This window comes from Paenibacillus dendritiformis (assembly GCF_021654795.1).
In the GTDB taxonomy this organism is placed as follows: domain Bacteria; phylum Bacillota; class Bacilli; order Paenibacillales; family Paenibacillaceae; genus Paenibacillus_B.
Map to the genome: position 1 here is coordinate 2,414,384 of NZ_AP025344.1, position 18,730 is coordinate 2,433,113.

At 55.6% G+C, this 18,730-nt stretch carries 16 protein-coding genes and 1 riboswitch; of the genes, 13 read left to right on the plus strand and 3 right to left on the minus strand.

The window, feature by feature from the left end; genetic code table 11:
* The first annotated feature begins 131 nt into the window (after positions 1 to 131).
* Positions 132 to 464: a four-helix bundle copper-binding protein gene (locus L6439_RS10540; RefSeq protein ID WP_213469662.1), complete on the plus strand. Its 333-nt coding sequence runs from the start codon at positions 132 to 134 to the stop codon at positions 462 to 464.
* 81 nt (positions 465 to 545) lie between these two features.
* On the opposite strand, the gene L6439_RS10545 is transcribed toward L6439_RS10540, so the two are convergent.
* On the minus strand, positions 546 to 1,187 hold the full coding sequence (locus L6439_RS10545) for an NAD(P)-dependent oxidoreductase (RefSeq protein ID WP_213469663.1): 642 nt from the start codon (positions 1,185 to 1,187) through the stop codon (positions 546 to 548).
* 362 nt (positions 1,188 to 1,549) lie between these two features.
* A riboswitch (purine riboswitch) is annotated at positions 1,550 to 1,650 on the plus strand.
* A gap of 204 nt (positions 1,651 to 1,854) precedes the next feature.
* On the opposite strand from L6439_RS10545, the gene L6439_RS10550 reads away from it, so the two are divergent.
* A complete protein-coding gene (locus tag L6439_RS10550) occupies positions 1,855 to 2,451 on the plus strand; it encodes a xanthine phosphoribosyltransferase (RefSeq protein WP_168180303.1) in 597 nt (198 codons plus the stop codon).
* Complete coding sequence (locus tag L6439_RS10555; protein ID WP_213469664.1) at positions 2,448 to 3,797, plus strand: nucleobase:cation symporter-2 family protein; 1,350 nt, start codon at positions 2,448 to 2,450, stop codon at positions 3,795 to 3,797. The genes L6439_RS10550 and L6439_RS10555 overlap by 4 nt, the downstream gene beginning before the upstream one ends.
* Before the next feature lie 62 nt (positions 3,798 to 3,859).
* On the opposite strand, the gene L6439_RS10560 is transcribed toward L6439_RS10555, so the two are convergent.
* The gene (locus tag L6439_RS10560; RefSeq protein WP_168180301.1) at positions 3,860 to 4,735 is read right to left on the minus strand and encodes a DegV family protein; all 876 of its coding nucleotides are present in this window, start codon (positions 4,733 to 4,735) and stop codon (positions 3,860 to 3,862) included.
* A gap of 183 nt (positions 4,736 to 4,918) precedes the next feature.
* On the opposite strand from L6439_RS10560, the gene L6439_RS10565 reads away from it, so the two are divergent.
* A complete protein-coding gene (locus tag L6439_RS10565) occupies positions 4,919 to 5,107 on the plus strand; it encodes a hypothetical protein (protein WP_213469665.1) in 189 nt (62 codons plus the stop codon).
* A 239-nt stretch (positions 5,108 to 5,346) separates the two neighbouring features.
* On the opposite strand, the gene L6439_RS10570 is transcribed toward L6439_RS10565, so the two are convergent.
* Positions 5,347 to 5,985 carry an NAD(P)-dependent oxidoreductase gene (locus L6439_RS10570; RefSeq protein WP_213469666.1) on the minus strand — a complete coding sequence of 213 codons (639 nt, stop codon included), beginning with the start codon at positions 5,983 to 5,985 and terminating at the stop codon, positions 5,347 to 5,349.
* Between the two features lie 819 nt (positions 5,986 to 6,804).
* Here L6439_RS10570 and L6439_RS10575 point away from each other — a divergent pair.
* From L6439_RS10575 to L6439_RS10615, 9 genes are all read left to right on the plus strand, one after another.
* A complete protein-coding gene (locus L6439_RS10575; RefSeq protein WP_213469667.1) occupies positions 6,805 to 7,755 on the plus strand; it encodes an ABC transporter permease in 951 nt (316 codons plus the stop codon).
* 89 nt (positions 7,756 to 7,844) lie between these two features.
* Positions 7,845 to 9,575, plus strand: coding sequence for an extracellular solute-binding protein (locus tag L6439_RS10580; protein ID WP_213469668.1), 1,731 nt, complete (start codon positions 7,845 to 7,847; stop codon positions 9,573 to 9,575).
* Between the two features lie 102 nt (positions 9,576 to 9,677).
* Positions 9,678 to 10,586 (plus strand): carbohydrate ABC transporter permease, encoded by a 909-nt coding sequence (locus tag L6439_RS10585; protein WP_213469669.1) that lies wholly within the window; start codon positions 9,678 to 9,680, stop codon positions 10,584 to 10,586.
* Positions 10,587 to 10,610: 24 nt separating this feature from the next.
* Positions 10,611 to 11,510: a CehA/McbA family metallohydrolase domain-containing protein gene (locus L6439_RS10590; RefSeq protein ID WP_168180296.1), complete on the plus strand. Its 900-nt coding sequence runs from the start codon at positions 10,611 to 10,613 to the stop codon at positions 11,508 to 11,510.
* Positions 11,511 to 11,553: 43 nt separating this feature from the next.
* Positions 11,554 to 12,561 (plus strand): LacI family DNA-binding transcriptional regulator, encoded by a 1,008-nt coding sequence (locus tag L6439_RS10595; RefSeq protein WP_213469670.1) that lies wholly within the window; start codon positions 11,554 to 11,556, stop codon positions 12,559 to 12,561.
* Positions 12,562 to 12,640: 79 nt separating this feature from the next.
* Positions 12,641 to 13,573 carry a carbohydrate kinase family protein gene (locus L6439_RS10600; RefSeq protein WP_213469671.1) on the plus strand — a complete coding sequence of 311 codons (933 nt, stop codon included), beginning with the start codon at positions 12,641 to 12,643 and terminating at the stop codon, positions 13,571 to 13,573.
* A gap of 24 nt (positions 13,574 to 13,597) precedes the next feature.
* Positions 13,598 to 14,968, plus strand: a complete 1,371-nt coding sequence (locus L6439_RS10605) for a family 4 glycosyl hydrolase (protein ID WP_168180293.1) — start codon at positions 13,598 to 13,600, stop codon at positions 14,966 to 14,968.
* Positions 14,965 to 17,817, plus strand: a complete 2,853-nt coding sequence (locus L6439_RS10610) for an alpha-mannosidase (protein ID WP_213469672.1) — start codon at positions 14,965 to 14,967, stop codon at positions 17,815 to 17,817. Before L6439_RS10605 ends, L6439_RS10610 begins: the two co-directional genes overlap by 4 nt.
* Before the next feature lie 4 nt (positions 17,818 to 17,821).
* Complete coding sequence (locus L6439_RS10615) at positions 17,822 to 18,724, plus strand: metallophosphoesterase family protein (protein ID WP_168180291.1); 903 nt, start codon at positions 17,822 to 17,824, stop codon at positions 18,722 to 18,724.
* Positions 18,725 to 18,730: the final 6 nt, after the last annotated feature.

Genomic DNA, 18,730 nt, shown 5'->3' on the forward strand with positions numbered 1-18,730 from the left:
CCTGTTCTGCGTGGCCAGGCTTGCGGGATGGGCGAGGTTTCATGTCCGGTAGCACGGTGTAAAAAGGATATAGGCACGATGACGAAGCCGCATCACGGAAAGAGACAGCCATGAACAGGAGGCCTAACCATATGACGACCGAACCGATGATGAGATGCATCCGGGAATGTCTCGAATGCATGAAGAAATGCAACCAGTGCTATGATGCATGCCTGCAGGAGGAAGAGGTGAGGCCGATGACCGACTGCATCCGGCTGACGCGGGATTGCGCGGACGCCTGCGTCCTGGCCGACCAATTCATGACGCGGAATAGCGAGCATTTGAAGGAGGCCTGCGCGCTATGCGCCGATATTTGCGAGCGATGCGCGGACGAATGCCGGAACCATGCTTATGAGCATTGCCAGGCTTGCGCCGAGGCCTGCGAGGCTTGCGCGAAGAAATGCCGCGAGATGGCGGCCGCATAGGCGGAATAGTGTTAGGGAAGCGGATATTTTGCACAAAGACAAGGAAAAAGAGGGGCATGCCGCCCCCCTTGTCCAGGTTCCTTATTTGGATTCCGAGCCGACGGTGAACCGCTGCTTCAGATGGCGAGGCTGTTCGATTTCGTCCACGAGGGCGATCGCGTAGTCGGCATAGCTGACATAGCTTTGGCCCGCCGAGTTGATGAGAAGCTGTTCCTTGCCGGTTACATACTTGCCTGTGCGCGGTCCTTCCGGATCGAAGAAGGCGGAAGGGCTGATGAACGTCCAATTGATGGAGCTGGCGCGCAGATCCTCCAGGTTCTGTCCTTGATTTTTCGCCGTTGGAAGGTATTCCGCCGGGAAGTCCGGCGTATCCATGACCCGGACCGTTCCTTGCTCATCGGCGAACAGGCTGCCTGCTCCCCCCACGACGATCAATCTGGTGTTCGGCGCATTCTTCAGCGCTTCGATCAGCACCCGTCCGGCTTCGACATGAAGATGCTCGCTGCCCGGCGCCGCGCCGAACGCGTTGACGACGACGTCGAAGGGCTGCAGGTCGTTAGCGGTAAGCTGGAACACGTCCTTCTCCAATACGCGCGGGGTGGACAGATCCGCCAGCTTGGACGCGTCTCTCACGATAGCCGTTACTTGATGTCCCCGCTCCAATGCTTCTGCCATAATGCGTCTGCCGGCTTTGCCGGTCGCTCCGATAATTCCGATGTTCATGGAAATCGCTCCTTTTCTTGTCATTGGTACATTATGCTACCTATGTTGTAACCCATTCAGATACAACATATTCACAAACTCACTTTGCATCAGGCCTATGAAAGTCATTTGTTGTAACCATTATAGTTACATCTCGTCGCTGCTGTCAAGCTTCATTTTTTATTCCTTCCCCCGAATGCGGAGCATAACCGGATGCAGGCCAATCCCGGTTCGGTCTCAGGCAAGAGCGCCTCATGCGGGCGCGCTGGATTTTCAGAAATTTTCTCTTCCCATTCCAGCAAACTTGTTGTATACTTCTCGACATATTCATTCGACACCATGCGGCTTCCTTTGCCGATGCCAGGCAGGGGAGACGCCTATTATTAGCAGCGACTCTTTATTCTCGTATATGTGCAGGAATCGGCCTGCATGTTTCTACCCGATCACCGGAAATGATTGGACTACGGGAACCCGATTCGACAGCTTGCCGCGAGGGGCGTCCGCGCCGCTCGGCCGGCCCGCTGCCGTTGCCGATCATGCCGTCAGCCGGCATGATGCGGCCGGTTCCCTCAGCCTGTGCCTCTCATTTCCTTGCGGAATGGGCGGCGCGGGCTTTTTTGTCATTGCAGGGTGCATCAAATGCGGAAAAGATGGACAGGCTGCCAATATCGAAAGGGGAACATGAACAGTGAAACGGCTTCAGGACAAAGTGCTGCAAGAGGGATTGGTGCTAAGCGACCGCGTGCTCAAGGTGGATTCATTTTTGAACCATCAGATGGATCCGGTGCTTATGAAGGAAATCGGGGAAGAATTCGTGAAGCGCTACGGCGGCGAGCGGATTACGAAGGTGCTGACGATCGAATCGTCCGGCATCGCGCCCGGTTTAATGACGGCGCTGGTGCTCAATGTGCCGCTCATCTTCGCGAGAAAGCAGAAGTCGCTGACGCTGCGCGACGATATTTTTGTCGAGAAGGTATATTCCTTCACGAAGCAAGAGACGAATGAAGTGACTGTATCCAAAAAATTTCTCTCGCCGGATGATCGCGTCCTCATCATCGATGATTTCCTCGCGAACGGCGAAGCGGCCTCCGGCCTGGCCCGCATCGTCGAGCAAGCCGGGGCGGCTGTCGTCGGCTTCGGCATCGTGATCGAGAAGTCGTTCCAGCCTGGCCGCGATCATTTGCTGGCTGCCGGCTACCGCGTCGAATCGCTGGTCCGCGTCGCCTCGCTTGAGGACGGAACCGTGACCTTCGTCGATGAGGCGCAGGAGGTGGCCGCCGAATGAGCATGGTGGACAACAAGGTGTTCCAAAGGCACCGCCATCCGCTGAAGACCTTCTCGCTCGGTCTCCAGCATGTGCTGGCGATGTACGCCGGCGCGGTGATCGTGCCGCTGATCGTCAGCAGCCAGCTCGGCTTCACCCAGGAACAGACCACTTACCTCGTCGCGATCGATCTGCTTATGTGCGGCATCGCGACGCTGCTGCAAGTCTTTACGAACCGCTTCTTCGGAATTGGCCTGCCGGTCGTCCTCGGCTGCGCCTTCCAGGCGGTGATGCCGATGATCGCCATCGGTTCGGAGTACGGCATACCGTATATTTACGGGTCGATATTGGCGATGGGGCTGTTCGTCATTCTGTTCGGCGGATGGTTCGGGAAGATGATTCGCTTCTTCCCGCCGGTCGTGACCGGGTCGGTCGTCACCATCATCGGCATTACGCTCATCCCGGTCGCCTTCGGCAATCTGGGCGGAGGACAGGGAAGTCCGGACTTCGGCAGCCCGGACAATCTGCTGCTCGGGTTCGGCGTGCTTATTTTTATCGTGCTGCTTAACAAATTTTCCAAGGGCTTCATGCGCGCCATCTCGGTCTTGATCGGCTTGCTGATCGGGACGCTGGCCGCGGCGCTGACGGGCAAGGTCGATATCGCCCCCGTGCTGGACGCGAGCTGGTTCCATGCCGTGCAGCCCTTCTATTTCGGGACGCCGAAGTTCAATCCGACCGCGATTTTGACGATGATTATCGTCGCGATGGTCGGCATCGCCGAGTCCACCGGGGTATTTATGGCCCTAAGCAAGATCGTCGACCGCGATCTCGATTCGAGAGACTTGGCCCGCGGCTATCGGGCCGAAGGGCTGGCCATCTTCATCGGGGGACTGTTCAACGCGTTCCCGTACACGACCTTCTCGCAAAATGTCGGCCTCATCCAGATGAGCCGCGTCAAGACGCGGGACGTCATCGTCGTCGCGGGCGGCCTGCTCATGCTGCTCGGCTTCGTGCCGAAAATCGCGGCGCTCACGCTGCTTATTCCCGATTCGGTGCTGGGCGGGGCGATGGTCGCGATGTTCGGCATGGTCATCTCCAGCGGCCTGCGCATGATCGGATCCCAAGTGGACCTGAACCGTCACGAGAATCTGTTCGTCATCGCCTGTTCGGTCGGGATGGGACTTGGCGTCACGGTAGCGCCGGGCATCTTCGACAGCTTGCCTGACACGGTGCGGATTCTCACCGATAACGGGATCGTCGCAGGGACGTTCACCGCGCTCGTCATGAATCTGTTGTTCAACGGCGTGAAGCCGCAGCCGGCGGAGGCGAAGACGGAGGAGTCCGAAGAGGAGATCATCGTCGCCTGAAGCCGAAAATAAAGCAAAGCCCCGCATCCTTCTTCTGGAGCGGGGCTTCTGTTTTTGCCGGATTATTCGGCTTCCGTATAGGCGCGGTTGCGGAAGAACAGGGCGAGCGTGCCTGGACCGGAATGGGCGCCGATCGCGCAGCCGATCGAGCCGGTCATGATGTTATGCATGCCGAACCGTTCGTTGATGATTTGCTTCAGCATCTCCATCGCTTCCGGGTCGTCGCCGTGAGCGATCCCGATAAGCTGATCCTTGTCATCCAGGTTGGCGCGCTGCTCCATCAGGTCGGCCAGCCGCTGAATCGATTTCTTCCTCCCTCTAACCTTGTCCACAGGGATAAGCTTGCCGTCCTCCACATGCAGCACCGGCTTAATGTTCAGCAGGCCGCCGATCACGGCGGAAGATTTGCTGACCCGCCCCCCGCGGTACAAGTATTCCAGATCATCTACGGTGAATACATGCTCCATCCCGGCGGCCAAGGCGCGCACCTTGGACACGAGACGCTCGCGGGACATGCCTTCGGCCGCCCAGCGCGCCGCTTGCTCGACGACGAGGCCGAAGCCCAATGAGGCGCATTTGGAATCGATGATATCTATCGATGCGTCGGGATAATCCTCCTGCACCATCTCGAGCATCATCCGCGAGGACGCGTATGTACCCGATAACTCCGAAGAGAAGGCAATGTAGATCGCTTCTTCGCCGGCTTCCGCGATCGCCGCGAAGGTCTGCTGGAACCGCTCCATCGGAACCTGGGATGTTTTGTACACGAGCCCCTGGCGCATGCCGTCGAACATTTGCTTCGGTTGTATAGTAACGCCGTCCTCGTATTGATTCTGATCGAGGGTTACGATGATCGGCAGCACCGTGATGTTCAGCTCCTCGAGGACGGACCGGGGAAGATCGATCGCGCTGTCTGTAAGGATACGAACTTGATTCATGAGGATACCTCTCCTTAACAAGCTTTTTCTCTTATCATACCATGACTTGCCCGGATTCGATGCGAAAAATGCGCGGACGGCGAAATCCCGCGTCATATTCGGCGCTCCTTCCTCATACCCGTAAACGAACCGGTTGCGGGGTGTCCTCGCGCGGAGAATGGGGAAGGGGAGGTGAGAGGGAGCATGGCGAAAAACAAACGGGGCAAATCGCTCTGGAGGCTGCCGGCGCGCGGGAGAGGAACCTGTCCCGTCTGCGCCAGCACGCGAATCAAGCTGCTTTACAGCCGGGCGAAGTCCGACGGCAAGGAATTGAAGGTATGCAAGAAATGCTATCAAGCCGTCCAGGAACGGATTGACGCGTGCACCGCTTGAAGGCGCGCAACGGCAATGCGGCAATGCGTGCCGGAGGATAGCTTATAAGCGCGCGGAGGGGGGCCCTCCGGGGAAGGAATGCTGCCTGCGGCGCTTAGCATCATTCTCCCCTCGGCTCAGCCTGAAGCGGCACGAGGGGAAGAGCAGGAGCGGCGGAATTCGGTTGGAATTCCGCTGCCTCTGTCTATATGTTATATGTACAAGAGCCTGGTAAGAAGCATGCAGATGCCGTCAGATCTTCAATGTGAGATGAAAGGCGTTTGTCTTATCCAAGCAGGGTCCTCTAGCTCACGGATGAGGAAAGCCGCAATATCCGAGTTCGTTATCGACGACCCGGGCATATCGTACAGATTGACTTTGATATTGCCTTTGCAGGGCCCATCTTTGACGAACGGCAAGCGAACAAGCGACCAATCGATATGCTGGTTTTGCAGGAGGATGTCCAGCTCTTTGCGCTTATCCGCCATCAACTGGGGAAAAAACAGATCGAAGGCCCGGGCTCCGATCCGGTTGACGAGGCGCTTCTTGTCTCCCGGAACGTCCAGCGAGCCCCCGCTGACTCCGATGTAGCGCCGCATCCCGTATTCCTGCATCACTTCAAGAAGCTGCAAAGTAACGATGCTGTAAATCGGAACGGCCCTCACGGGCTGCCCCAATGTATTGATGACGGCATCACAATCTTGCAGCAGCTCGCGAATCGTCTGGATGTCCTGCGCGTCTCCCTCTCTGATTTCGATAAGCTTAACCGCTGAAGGCATGTTGGCAGGCCGTCTAGTCAGCATCCGTACATGATACCCTTTTTCCGCTGCGGTGCGCGCAATATGGCGCCCGACCTTTCCGTTGCCGCCGATCAATGCGATGCTTCGAATCTGTTCCATAATTCCTCCTCCTGATGCGCTATATGAAGCGTTAGTCCTGCCGATTGTGATAATTACGTCAATGCCAGATTTCATAATGCTGGATTTTCATAATGCTGGATAGTAAGCAATGAATATCTTACGTCTATACCAGTTAGGTACGATCTGCAGGGAGAAAGGTTCCGATAAGTTCTCCGGGGGGCGATGCCGGGATCCGGCTGCTTCGTTCATCCATTACAGTCCCAAAGTGTTCGCGCATACCATGGTATCTTTGTGAAAGGCTTCTGACCGAGTGGGATAGTGAACATATAGCTGACCGAGCGGGATAGTGAAGATATGTCTGACCGAGCGGGATAGTGAACATATGTCTGACCGAGCGGGATAGTGAACATATGTCTGACCGAGTGGGATAGTGAACGTATGTCTGACCAACCGGGATAGCGAACGTACAGCTGACTGAATGGGATAGTGACCGGATGGAGGTCGGATTACGGAGGAGAGGCGCTGAATCCAAAGCTGAGCGAACCGATTTGCCTGTGCGGCCGACCCGTGTGGTTCGTATGAGCGGCAAGGAGCCGGAGATGCTGCTGAAGCGGAGGAGACACTCGTTTTTTTTATTGACTATGGAAAGGATTTCAGATAAAATGAGGCAAAGGAAAGCGCTTACGAGGTAAAAAGTAGTAAAAAGGTGCTTGTAAACAGAATTGAATAGCAGACTCACTCGTTTTTTTTATCATTTTTATGGAATCGATACCATACGATTTTCGATCAAGAAGACATATGGAGGTGAGCCGTACCTATCCAACGACATCCAAGATGATAAGGGAAAGGACTGATGGAATGCACACGAATGCTCACGCGTCCGGAATCCATTCGGGAAGATGGCGGAAGCTGTGGAAAAAAATTTTGCTGCACAAATATTTATATTTTATGCTGCTGCCCTGCATTGTGTATTTTATCATTTTCAACTACATTCCGATGGGCGGCCTTATCCTGGCCTTCAAAGAGTACAAGTTCAATATGGGCATCCTGGGCAGTCCCTGGATTGGCTTTCATTACTTTGAAACCTTTTTCAATGACTATCAATTCTGGACCCTGATCAAAAACACGCTCATTATCAGTTCGCTGAAGCTGTTTGTCGGCATGCCTTTTCCGATTGTATTAGCGCTCATGTTCAACGAAGTGAGACATAAGCGGTTCAAAGGCATTGCGCAAAGCATTTCTTATTTGCCTCATTTTATCTCCTGGGTGGTCGTGGTCGGGATGCTGCAGCGCATCTTGGCGCCGGACACCGGGCTGCTCAATCAGGCCATCAGCGCGATGGGCGGAGATGGCTCCACCTTTTACCTAATGGAAGGCGATTATTTTTACTCGATCATGTTTTGGAGCTACATATGGAAAGGGATCGGCTGGGATTCCATCATTTATTTGGCGGCCATATCGGGCATCAATCCCGAGCTGTATGAAGCCGGCAGGATTGACGGTACGAACAAATGGAATGAAATTTGGAGCATTACCCTTCCTTCGATATTGCCGACGATCGTTATCTTGTTCATTTTGTCGCTTGGCAACATCTTATCGGCGGGCTTCGATCAGATCTATCTGCTGCGAACGCCGGGGAATATGCATTTGGCGGAAATATTGGATACATACATTATCCGGGCCGGCTTGCAGAACGGCCAGTTCGGCTATGCGACCGCCGTCGGGATGGTTCAAGGGGTGATTGGCCTGATTCTCGTCATTGTGGCCAATAAAATATCCCGCAAAGTTTCCGACACGTCTTTATGGTAACGTTACCAGAATCCACGGCTTGCTATGCATCATATGAACGGCGCCGAAAGGCGTTTTTCATAAACCGATACTGAAAAAGGGGTGTAGGCATGAAGAGAAAGTGGGGAAAGTGGGCGGCATTATTGCTTGCGATCATGATGTTGGTCAGCGCTTGCAGCGGAGGAGGAAGCGGCAGCAAGCCGGGAAAAGACAGCGGCGCGGCCGATGGGGACCAGGGAGAGAAGCCGGCCACCTGGATCGCCGACCGCACCATTAAAGGGCGAATATTCATGAACGGGGTCATGAATGATATTTCCGACAATCAAATTGATAACGAGGTCGCCCAAAAGATAAAAGAGCTGACCGGCATTACGCTCGAATGGGAGAACACGCCGGCGAACAGCTCGCTGGAAGGATTAACGGCCGGGCTGGCCACCGGAGATCTGCCGGATGTCATCGTCAGCTATTTGAATCATAGCGGCCGGCCGGAGATGCCGGTGCTGCTCAAGGCCGCGCGCGAAGGGATGTTCACGGACTTGACGCCTTATTTGAAGGAGACGAAAATTTACAGCAAATATTTCGAAGACGGCTATTTGCCGGTCGATACGAAAAACGGCGTCATGTTCCGCCCGGAATTCAACGGCTCGACATACTTCGTCCATATGCGGATCAACCGCGAGGGCGGACAGGAGAACCGGAAATGGGTAGGGGGCCCGCATATCCGCAAAGATATCGCGGAAGCGCTCAATGTGGACCCGAAATCGATTACGACCTCCGAGCAATTGCATGAATTGGCGAAAAAAATTAAAGCAGGCAACTTCAAGGACGCGAACGGCAAAGAGGTGTATCCGGTTGGGCCTCGCTACTGGGGCGGCAATGACAACAGCTACATCTATTCCGATCTGCGGTGGGGAGATGAAGGATTTTTCCGGGACAGCGACGGCGCGATCAAGCATGAGAGCCAGACGGAATACCCGATGAAGCGGATCGAATTCGTCCAGAAGCTGCTTAATGAAGGCTTGATTCATCCCGAGTATTATACGATGGACGAGACGCGCGCGACGGAAGGGGCGCTGAACGGATCGTTCGCCATTATTTCCGATATGCACAACTATTTGGAGTTCAATAAAGATATGCATTACTTGCCGCTCGGTCCGTTGGACAGCGTGGAAGGGCCTTATCAGATGAGATTGACCTACAAATCCGGCTACAACATCTGGGCGATCCCGGCGACGACGGAACGGCCGGAGGAGATCGTGAAATTCGCGGACTTCCTGGCCAGCCGCGAAGGCAAGCTGCTGTGGCAGTACGGGATCGAGGGACGCGATTATACGCTGGACGAGAAAGGCAATCCGATCGTGAAGCAGGAAGTCATCGATCTGAAGAAGCAGGATCCGAAGGCCGCGCAGCAGCTTGCCTTCCAGGGCGTCGGCGATACATGGGGCGAATACCTCGGCAATACGGATCTCGATCCGGCAGCCGACTTCGGCGAAGCGGAATATGGAAATGCCGCATTCCCGGCTGAAAATGAAGGTCCGAACAATATTGCCGATTATTTCGGCTGGGACGAGAAATATAAAAACGCCAAAATTCAAGACGGCTACGGTCCGCTCTCCTTCCTGGGCGAATATGAAAAGGGCACGGAGCTGAAAACGGCATTGGACTACTACAACGAGAGCCTTATCCGGGCGTACTACGCGAAGTCGAGGACCGAAGCGGCCAAGATCATGGAATCCGTGAACAAGCAGCTGGAGGCGGCCGATCTTCAAGGTTATATTCAACTGCTGGAAAAAAAGAGCAAGGATCCGGCCACGCCGATCGTGCTTAACCCTTCGCAGTAAGAGGCGCGCAGACACAAGCTTCCCAGAGGCTCTAATCCCTGGCGGACGGGAGCCTCTGCGGGAATTTATCCCGCCCGAATTCACCAGGAAAGGGGAACGACTGTGAACGACTTCTATAAAATTTCCACAGGCGAAAAAATATACCGCCTCGTCATCTATGTCGTCATCATCTTGCTCTGCCTGTCGATTATCCTTCCATTTCTCAATATATTCGCGCTGTCGTTCAATGCGGGGAAAGATGCGGAACGGGGAGGCATTTTTTTCTGGCCGCGGGTATGGACATTGGAGAATTATCAAGAGGTGTTCAACTCGTCCAATATTTTGGGGGCGTACGCGATCACGCTTTTCAGAACGGTCGTGGGCACCTTCTTCAGCGTCTTCCTGACGGCGATGGCCGCCTATACCTTGAAGAGCAAGACGCTCCCGGGGGTCAAGTTTTTTACGCTGATGATCTTCTTCACGATGCTGTTCAGCGGCGGGGTCATTCCGTATTATATGCTGTTGAAGCAGCTTCACCTCGTCAATACGCTCTGGGTGTATGTCATCCCCGGGCTGTACAGCGCGTGGAATATTATCATTATGAGGACGTTTTTCTCGCAGATCAGCGTCAGTCTGGAAGAGTCGGCCAAGCTGGACGGCTGTAACGATTTTACGACCTTCCTCCGTATTATTATGCCGCTCAGCAAGCCGGTCATCGCGGTCATCAGCCTGTTCAACGCGGTTGGCCACTGGAATGATTGGTTCACCGGAGCGTTCTATGTCCAGAAGACGGATCTGAGGCCGGTATCGACGCTTCTGCAAGAGATGCTGACCCGGCAGGACGCCATTCGCGCCGCGTTGATGCAGAACGCGGGCACGACCTCATACGAGATTTTGGAGAAGATGCAGGTCACGGGCAATTCATTGAAGATGGCCACCATAATCGTTGTCGTCACGCCGATCATTTGCGTGTATCCGTTTGTGCAGAAGTTTTTTGCCGAAGGCGTCATGATCGGTTCGGTCAAAGAATAAGGGAAAGCGAGGCGAGTGTTCGCCATGATTACGATCAAAAATCCATATGACAAACAAGGGGTATGGCTGAAAGGCAGCTTCCACAATCATACGACCAACAGCCAATGCGGGACGCAGCCGCTTGAAGTCGTCTATCAGATGTACGGGCAGTATGATTATTTGGGCATCTCGGATCATGATGTTATTACGGCTCATGCAGGAGAACGGCGCATTCCGACGGTATTCGAAGCGATGGAGGTGAGCAGCCCCGAAGCGCATATGGTGCTTGTCCAGCCGCCCCGTTCGATTATGGAAGGCTATCATAACACGTTTACGATCGGCAATTATCAGCGTTTGTCCGATGCCTGCCTCGCCAATGGCGGAATCAGCATTTTGGCGCACCCGAACCGGTATTTCTCGCAATTTTGGCGGTTGGAAGATATGCTGAGCCTCACCGGTTATACAGGCATTGAGATTGTGAACGGCGACGGCAACCCGGAATATGACGTGGCCTTCGACAAGTGGGATCAGCTGCTGACGGCGGGCCGCGCCGTCTGGGGCTTCGGCAACGACGACTTCCATGTGTATGGTCAGGAGAAGCGTGCCTGGAATATGGTGCTTGCAGAGCGGAATACGAACGACAGCATTTTGGAAGCCGTCAAGGCGGGCAGCTTCTATGTATCTACCGGGTTCGATTTCGCCGGGATACGTGCCGAGGGCGGGCTGATTACCGTTGATCTCCCTGCGAACGAGAGATTGAATCGAATATATAAATATGTTACGCTGATTGGAAAAGAAGGCCAAGTATTACATGAAGAAACAGGCCGCCTGAACCGGGTGCAGTACCAATGCAGCGGGGATGAAGGCTATGTTCGCATCGCGGCATATCTCGAAGGAGGCTATGGAGCGTTCTCCCAGCCTTTATTCGTGGAACAACATGCCTAGCAGGAACAATATATTTCGTATGGGGTAAAGGAATCGGTGGACTATGGCAGTACGAATTAAAGACGTGGCCCGGAAAGCGGGCGTATCGGTTACGACCGTATCGCGAGTGTTGAATAATGAGAAGTATGTAACGGATGAATTGAAGCAAAAAGTGCTGGCAGCCATTGAGGAGCTCGATTACAGTCCGAATCATATCGCCAGAAGTCTGGTGCGCCAGAAGACGAACTTAATCGGGGTGATCGTGCCCGATCTCGCGTCCAGCTTCTACTCGACCATTTTGAGCAGCGTGGAGGAAGAGGCGAGCGAGAACGGCTACAATCTGCTTGTCTGTAATATTATTGAAGATATCGACAAGGAATTGAAATATTTGAACGTGTTCCAGGAGATGCGCGTCGAAGGCATCATTATTATGCATGAGAAGATCAATACCGAAATCAAGCAATTTTTGGATAAATCGAATATTCCTGTCATCTTCTCAAGCGTGAAGCCGGTGAACCGGAAGTTCCATTCCGTAATTATCGACGATTACCAGGCTGCTTATGATGCGACGGAATATTTAATCTCGCTCGGCCACACCCGGATTGGGTTCCTCGGGGGTGACATGAGAGATATTACGTCCGGTCAAAATCGATACGCGGCGTACCGCAATGCGTTAGCCACCAATGAGATTCCGATTGTCTATGAATATATCAAATTCGGCGACTACAAGCTACAGAGCGGATACGCCTTGATGGAGGAACTGCTGCAATGCGATCCGCTGCCGACGGCGGTGTTCGCCGTCAGCGACGACATGGCGCTGGGCGCGATGAACTGCATCAGCGACCACCAGCTGAAGGTGCCGGAACATATCTCGATTATCGGCTTCGACGGAAGCCCGTTCACGGAGATCATTCGTCCGCGGCTCACTTCGATGGAGCAGCCGATTCAGCGGATGGGCACGGAGTCGGTCAAGGCTTTGCTCCGCCTGATCGCGGAACCGTCCAGTCTGAAGCAGGATATCATTTTACCGCATGAGCTTGTTATCCGGGACAGCACCCGAAAGATAAGGTAATTTTTTTATTCCGATCTGGTAACGATACCATATCCAATTTGACAACATTCGAAGAGAGGCAGAGATGAGGGGAAGTCTATTGAAAAAATATGACGCGGTCGTCATTGGAGACGCGAATATCGATCTGGTCGTGGTCGGCTGTCACGAGCTGCCGGCTCCAGGGGAAGAAGTATTCGCCGATCAGATGCAGGTCCATGTAGGCGGAGGAGCGGCGCTGTTCACCTTGTCCCTGGCGAAGCTGGGCTTGAAGCTGGCCTTCAATGGCGTATTGGGAAAAGACGGCGACGGGCGTTACATTTTGGACGAGTTCCACAAGCATGGCGTGGATACGCAATATATCCGGCTTAGCGAGCGGAACCGCACCGGCATATCGATTGCGTTGAATTCGGACAAAGACCGCTCGTTCATCACGTATAGGGGGACGAACCAAGAGCTTGATCTGCGGCAGCTTGATCTGAGAAGCGTCGAGCTGGCAAGGCATGTGCATTTGACCGGATACCGCGGTCGCAGCAATCATGACGATTATATGCAGATGGCAGCCAAGCTGAAAGCGATGGGCGCAACCTTGTCCTGCGATGTCGGCTGGGACGATACGGGCGAGTGGCATGAAGGCATCTATGAATTGATGAAGACGATTGACATCTTTTTCATGAACGAAGCGGAAGCGAAGCACTATACCCGCTGTGCTCGCGAAGCGGACAGCATTGCGAAGCTAAGCAAGCATTCCTCGCATTTTGTCATCAAGATGAGCTCCAAGGGTGCGATCGCCTGCATTGACGGACAGGTGACGCGCCGCGCGGGGTTTCAGGTGAATTCCGTGGACACGACCGGTGCCGGCGATGCCTTCAATGCCGGATATATGTTCGGTTATTTGGCGGGCAAGCCGGTGGAGGATTGTCTGCTGTACGGCAATGCGTGCGGCGCTAGCTCGGTCATGAATTATGGAGGAAGCACAGGCATTATGACTATCGATACGCTGGAGCAATTCATCGCGGCCGCATCGGCCGGGTAATCCATAGAGCGGGAGGAGCTATCTATGAAACTAGCATTAATCGGCGGCGGCGGCGTGCGAGCTGTCTTGTTCACGAAAAGTCTGACGTTAAAAGCGGAGCAGACCGGGATTACGCAGCTGGTGCTCCAGGACACTGACGAGGAGCAGCTCGCGATCATCGGCAAGCTGTGCCGGATTGTCATCGAGCAGAGCGGGATCGATCTTCGGCTCGACACGACGATGGACGCCCGCGCGGCGCTGCAAGGCGCGGATTATATTGTCACGACGATCCGCGTCGGGAAGGAGCAATCACGGTACATCGATGAGAAGATTGCGCTCGATCGCGGCTTGCTCGGGCAGGAGACGACCGGACCGGCCGGCTTCTCCATGGCGCTGCGAACGATTCCGGTATTGCGGAATTATTGCGAATTAGCGAAAGAGGTCGCGCCGAACGCGTGGATCTTCAACTTCTCGAATCCTTCCGGTCTGGTGACGCAGGCGTTGAGAAGCTATGGCTACGACCGCGTTATCGGGATATGCGATACGCCGAGCCATACGAAGCTGCGCATTGCGGAGGCGCTGGGCATCGATGAACGGAAGCTGCGCACCGAAGTGTTCGGCCTGAATCATCTGTCCTGGATCCGCAAGCTGATGGCGGAAGGCAAAGATCTGCTCCCCGAGTTGAAGCACGATCCGGCTTTCGTGAACGCGGTCGAGGAATTGAAAATGTTCGATCCGGATTTGCTGCGGCAGCTGCCTTACTTGCCGAACGAGTATTTATATTATTACTACCATCGCGAAAAATCGCTCGCGAACATTCAACAGGCGGCGATGACGCGCGGACAAATGATCGCGCTGAACAATCAGGCGATGCTGGACGAGCTGAAGCGGATGGATATCGACGCCAACCCGCAACTGGCGCTTCGAACGTATCTGTACTACACGCAAAAGCGGGAGGCGTCCTATATGGCGGCGGAAACGAATTCCGAGGCGAAGGAGATTCTGCCGATGGAGGAGTTGACGCTTCCCGAGACGCTCGGCTATGCGGGCGTCATGCTTGACTTCGTGGAATCGCTGCAGACCGGACGCGAGAACAATATCGTGCTGTCGGTGCCGAACGCGGGAAGCATCGACGGCTTCGCGGATGACGATGTCGTCGAGGTGTCGTGCACGATCGACAGGGACGGAGCTCATCCGATCCGGATCGGCGCCGTTCCCGAGGATATGCATCTGTTGATGAAATCGGTGAAGCTGTTCGAACGGCTGACGGTGGAGGCGGTCGCGAAGAAATCGCGAAGTCTGGCCGTGAAAGCGCTCTCGGTTCACCCGCTGGTGAATTCGTATTCTCTGGCGAAGGAGCTTGTAGACGATTACTTGGAAGCTTATCGCGATACGTTAGGAGAATGGAACCGATGAATACGAACGAACTTCATGGCAAGCTGACGGCGTTGAAGGAGAGAACACCCTCGGGTTACTGGGGAGAACGAATCGTCTCGCAATTGGAGTATATGAACCGCGTCTCCCTCGTTCAGGATCGCCAGTGGGACTCGGCCCTGCTCCCTGTCGTTGAATGGCTCCATGCCCGCCTCGATGACGAGGGCGTCATCGCGGAGCGGACCGCGCGCGAGGCGGAGAGCATGCTGGCCGCATGCGGGCCGGCCGCCAAGAGCTATGCGCTGCATTGCGCGGCCCATGCGCATCTCGACATGAACTTCCTGTGGGGCTGGGCCGAGACGGTATCCGCCACGCTGAACACGTTCCGTACGATGCTCGATCTGCTGGAAGAGTATCCGGACTACATATTCTCTCATTCGCAGGCGGCCGCTTATCGGATCGTGGAGCAATACGATCCCGAGATGCTGGAGGAGATTAAGGCCCGGGTCAAGGAGGGGCGGTGGGAGGTCACCGCTTCCACCTGGGTCGAAGCGGACAAGAACATGCCTAGCGGCGAGAGCATGGCCAGACAATTGCTGTATGCCAAAACGTATCTGTCCGGCCTGTTCGGCCTCGATCCGGACAGCCTGCAAATCGATTTCGAGCCGGATACGTTCGGGCACAGCATCAACGTTCCGGAAGCGCTCCATCATGCCGGCGTGAAGTACTACTATTATTGCCGGGGTCACAACGATAACGGCCACTCGCTGTTCCGGTGGGAGTCTCCGTCGGGCCGTTCCGTCATCGCCTACAAGGAGCCGCACTGGTATGATTCCCGCATCGAGCCGGCGATGGCGCTTACGGTGCCGGAATTCTGCGCGCGGACGAAGATGACGACGATGCTGAAGGTGTACGGCGTCGGCGATCATGGCGGCGGGCCGACGCGCCGCGACATCGAACGGATATTGGATATGCAGACCTGGCCGATTTTCCCGCGCATTCGATTCGGAACGTACCGCGACTTTTTTGCGTTGACGGAATCAGTGGCGGACAGCTTGCCGGTCATTCGCGATGAGCTGAATTTTATATTTACCGGCTGCTACAGCTCGGAATCGAGAATCAAGCTGGCGAACCGGGTGTCGGAACGGTTGCTCGGCGAAGCGGAGCTATTCGGCAGCATGGCTTCTTTAGTTGCGCGGGCCCGGTATTTCGGAGAGGAACTGGGGGAGGCCTGGAAGCAAGCCTGCTTCAATCAATTTCATGATATTTTGCCCGGCTCATGCGTGGCGGAGACAAGAGAGCATGCGATGGCTTCGTTCCAGGAGATTATGGCGACGGCCGGGAGCAAGAAAAGCTATGCCATCCGCAAGCTGGCCGAACTTATCGATACGTCGGCTTATATCGCCGCCGATGAGGATGTGCGCGAGAGCATGTCCGAAGGAGCCGGTCCCGGGGTCGGCGTCCATTTGTTCCGGATGGGGGAGAGCGAGCGCGGCCGCGGGAAGACGCGCATCTTCCATCTGTTCAATTCCTCCGTCCGCGATCGCGAAGAGCTGGCGGACATTGTGATCTGGGATTGGAACGGCCATGTGGACAGCATTCAATTCCATGACAGCGAAGGGCGGAGCGTTCCGTTTCAATATATCGACAGAGGGTTCATCGAGCATTGGGGCCATTACTTTTTGCGGGTGCTGCTGAAGGTGAAGGTGCCGGCCATCGGCTACAGCACGTATGTGATGACCGAGAAGGAAGGAGACATGAAGCGGTTGTCCGCCGATGATTTTTATTTGGCCGGACAGAATCTGCCGCCGAATGAGAAGTACGAATTCGTGCTGGAGAACGAGCATATTGCCGTCCGGTTCGATCCGCGGCAATTCACGATCGCTTCGCTGATCGACAAGCGCACGAACCGCGAATATGCCGATCCGGCGCAGCCCGCGGGCTTGTTCCGCTTCGTGGAGGAGGATACGTTCAACGGGGGCGGGAACGCCTGGCTCGTCGGCCGGTACCGCCATGTGGAGCCGCTGGCGAAGTGGACGCTGGATAGCTGCGAGCTTGGCGATCATTTGCTGCGCCAGTCGATTACGTTCCGGACGAGCTTCCGGAATTCGACGCTGAAGGCGACCGTGTCGCTGGATCGGAATAGCAGCGCGTTGGTCTATCACGTCGAATGCGACTGGCATGAGAGCGGGAGCGAGGACAGCTTTACGCCGCAGTTGAATTTCTATCTGCCGGTGCCTTACGATTGCAGGTCTTACCGCTATGACGTTCCCTTCGGCACGCTGGAGAGGAAAGCTATCGATCTGGATGTGCCTGCCAACAGCTTCGCCGCAGCGATTCCGGCGGACAGCGGGATAGATCGCGCGGTGATGCTGCTCGCCGATGCGAAGCATGGCTTCCGGAGCGGCAGCCGTTCGCTGGCGCTCACTCTGCTGCGCGGCTCCTACAGCCCGGATCCGTACCCGGAGATCGGGAAGCATCCGTTCCGGTTCGCCGTTGGGCTGACCGATTACCGCGATACCCGGCAGATGCTGGAGCAGTCCTATCATTTTCAGAATCCGATCGAAGCCATATCTGTGCGCGCCCGCAAGGGGACGCTGCCGCAGACGGGCAGCTTCGTCACGCTGAAGCGGGGACAGGTGGCGCTGTCTGCGATTAAAATGGCGGAAGGCTCCGCGGCGAACCGCTGGATCGTGCGCCTGTATGAGACGGAGGGCGAGCGGACGAGCGTAACGCTGGCGTTCGGGCAGCCGGTGAGAAGAGCTTATTTTGTCTCGTTCGTCGAGCAGCCGGCCGGCGGACCGGATATTTCCGTCCAAGGAAGCAAAATTACATTCGATGTCGGCGCATCCGCGGTAGCCACCGTATGCGTGGAATTCGAGGGGAGATGATCTCATGGCGAACCCTTTAACGTTTCGGGAAGACGGCACGTTCAAAATATTGCAGTTCACCGACGTCCATATCGGCGACGGCACGGACGGGGAGGAGCAAGATCGGCAGGCCGTCGCCTTGATGGAGCGGCTGATCGAGCAGGAGCGGCCCGATCTTATCGTGTACACGGGAGATCTGTGCTGGAGCCACGGCATAGAGGATCCCAGGAGAGGCTTGCGCCTCGCCATCTCGCCGGCCGTGCGATCGGGCCTTCCCTGGGCGGCCGTGTTCGGCAATCATGACGCGGAGGGAAGCGTCACCCGCGAGCAATTGATGGACGTGATGCGGGAGAGCGCGGGATGCCTGGCCGAGCCGGGACCGGCCGATCTAAGCGGGGTCGGGAACTACGCGCTGCCTGTTCGCGGATCGGACGGGGAGAAGGAGGCGGCGATGCTCTACTTTCTCGATTCGGGCTGCGAAGCGCCGGAGCATATCGGCGGCTATGAATGGATTCACGGTGACCAGGTGGAATGGTACGCGCAGGTGTCGCGAGAGGCGGCGAAGCGCAGCGGGGCGCCGCTGCCTTCTCTGGCCTTCTTCCATATTCCGCTTCCGGAATATGAGGAGGTGTGGCGCGCCGGGATCATCAGCGGCAATAAATATGAACGGGTGTGCGCGCCCAAGTTAAACTCCGGCCTGTTCGCGAAAATGGTGGAGATGGGCGATGTCATGGCTGTCTTCGCGGGCCACGATCACGACAACGACTATGTCGGAGCGCTGCATGGCATCTCGCTCTGCTATGGCCGCACGACCGGCTATAACTGCTACGGCCGCCTGCAGCGGGGCGCGCGGGTCATTGAATTGGCGGAAGGCAAGCGCGAATTCCGCACATGGCTTCGGCTTGACGACGGCACGGTGCGGTTATGAAGTTCG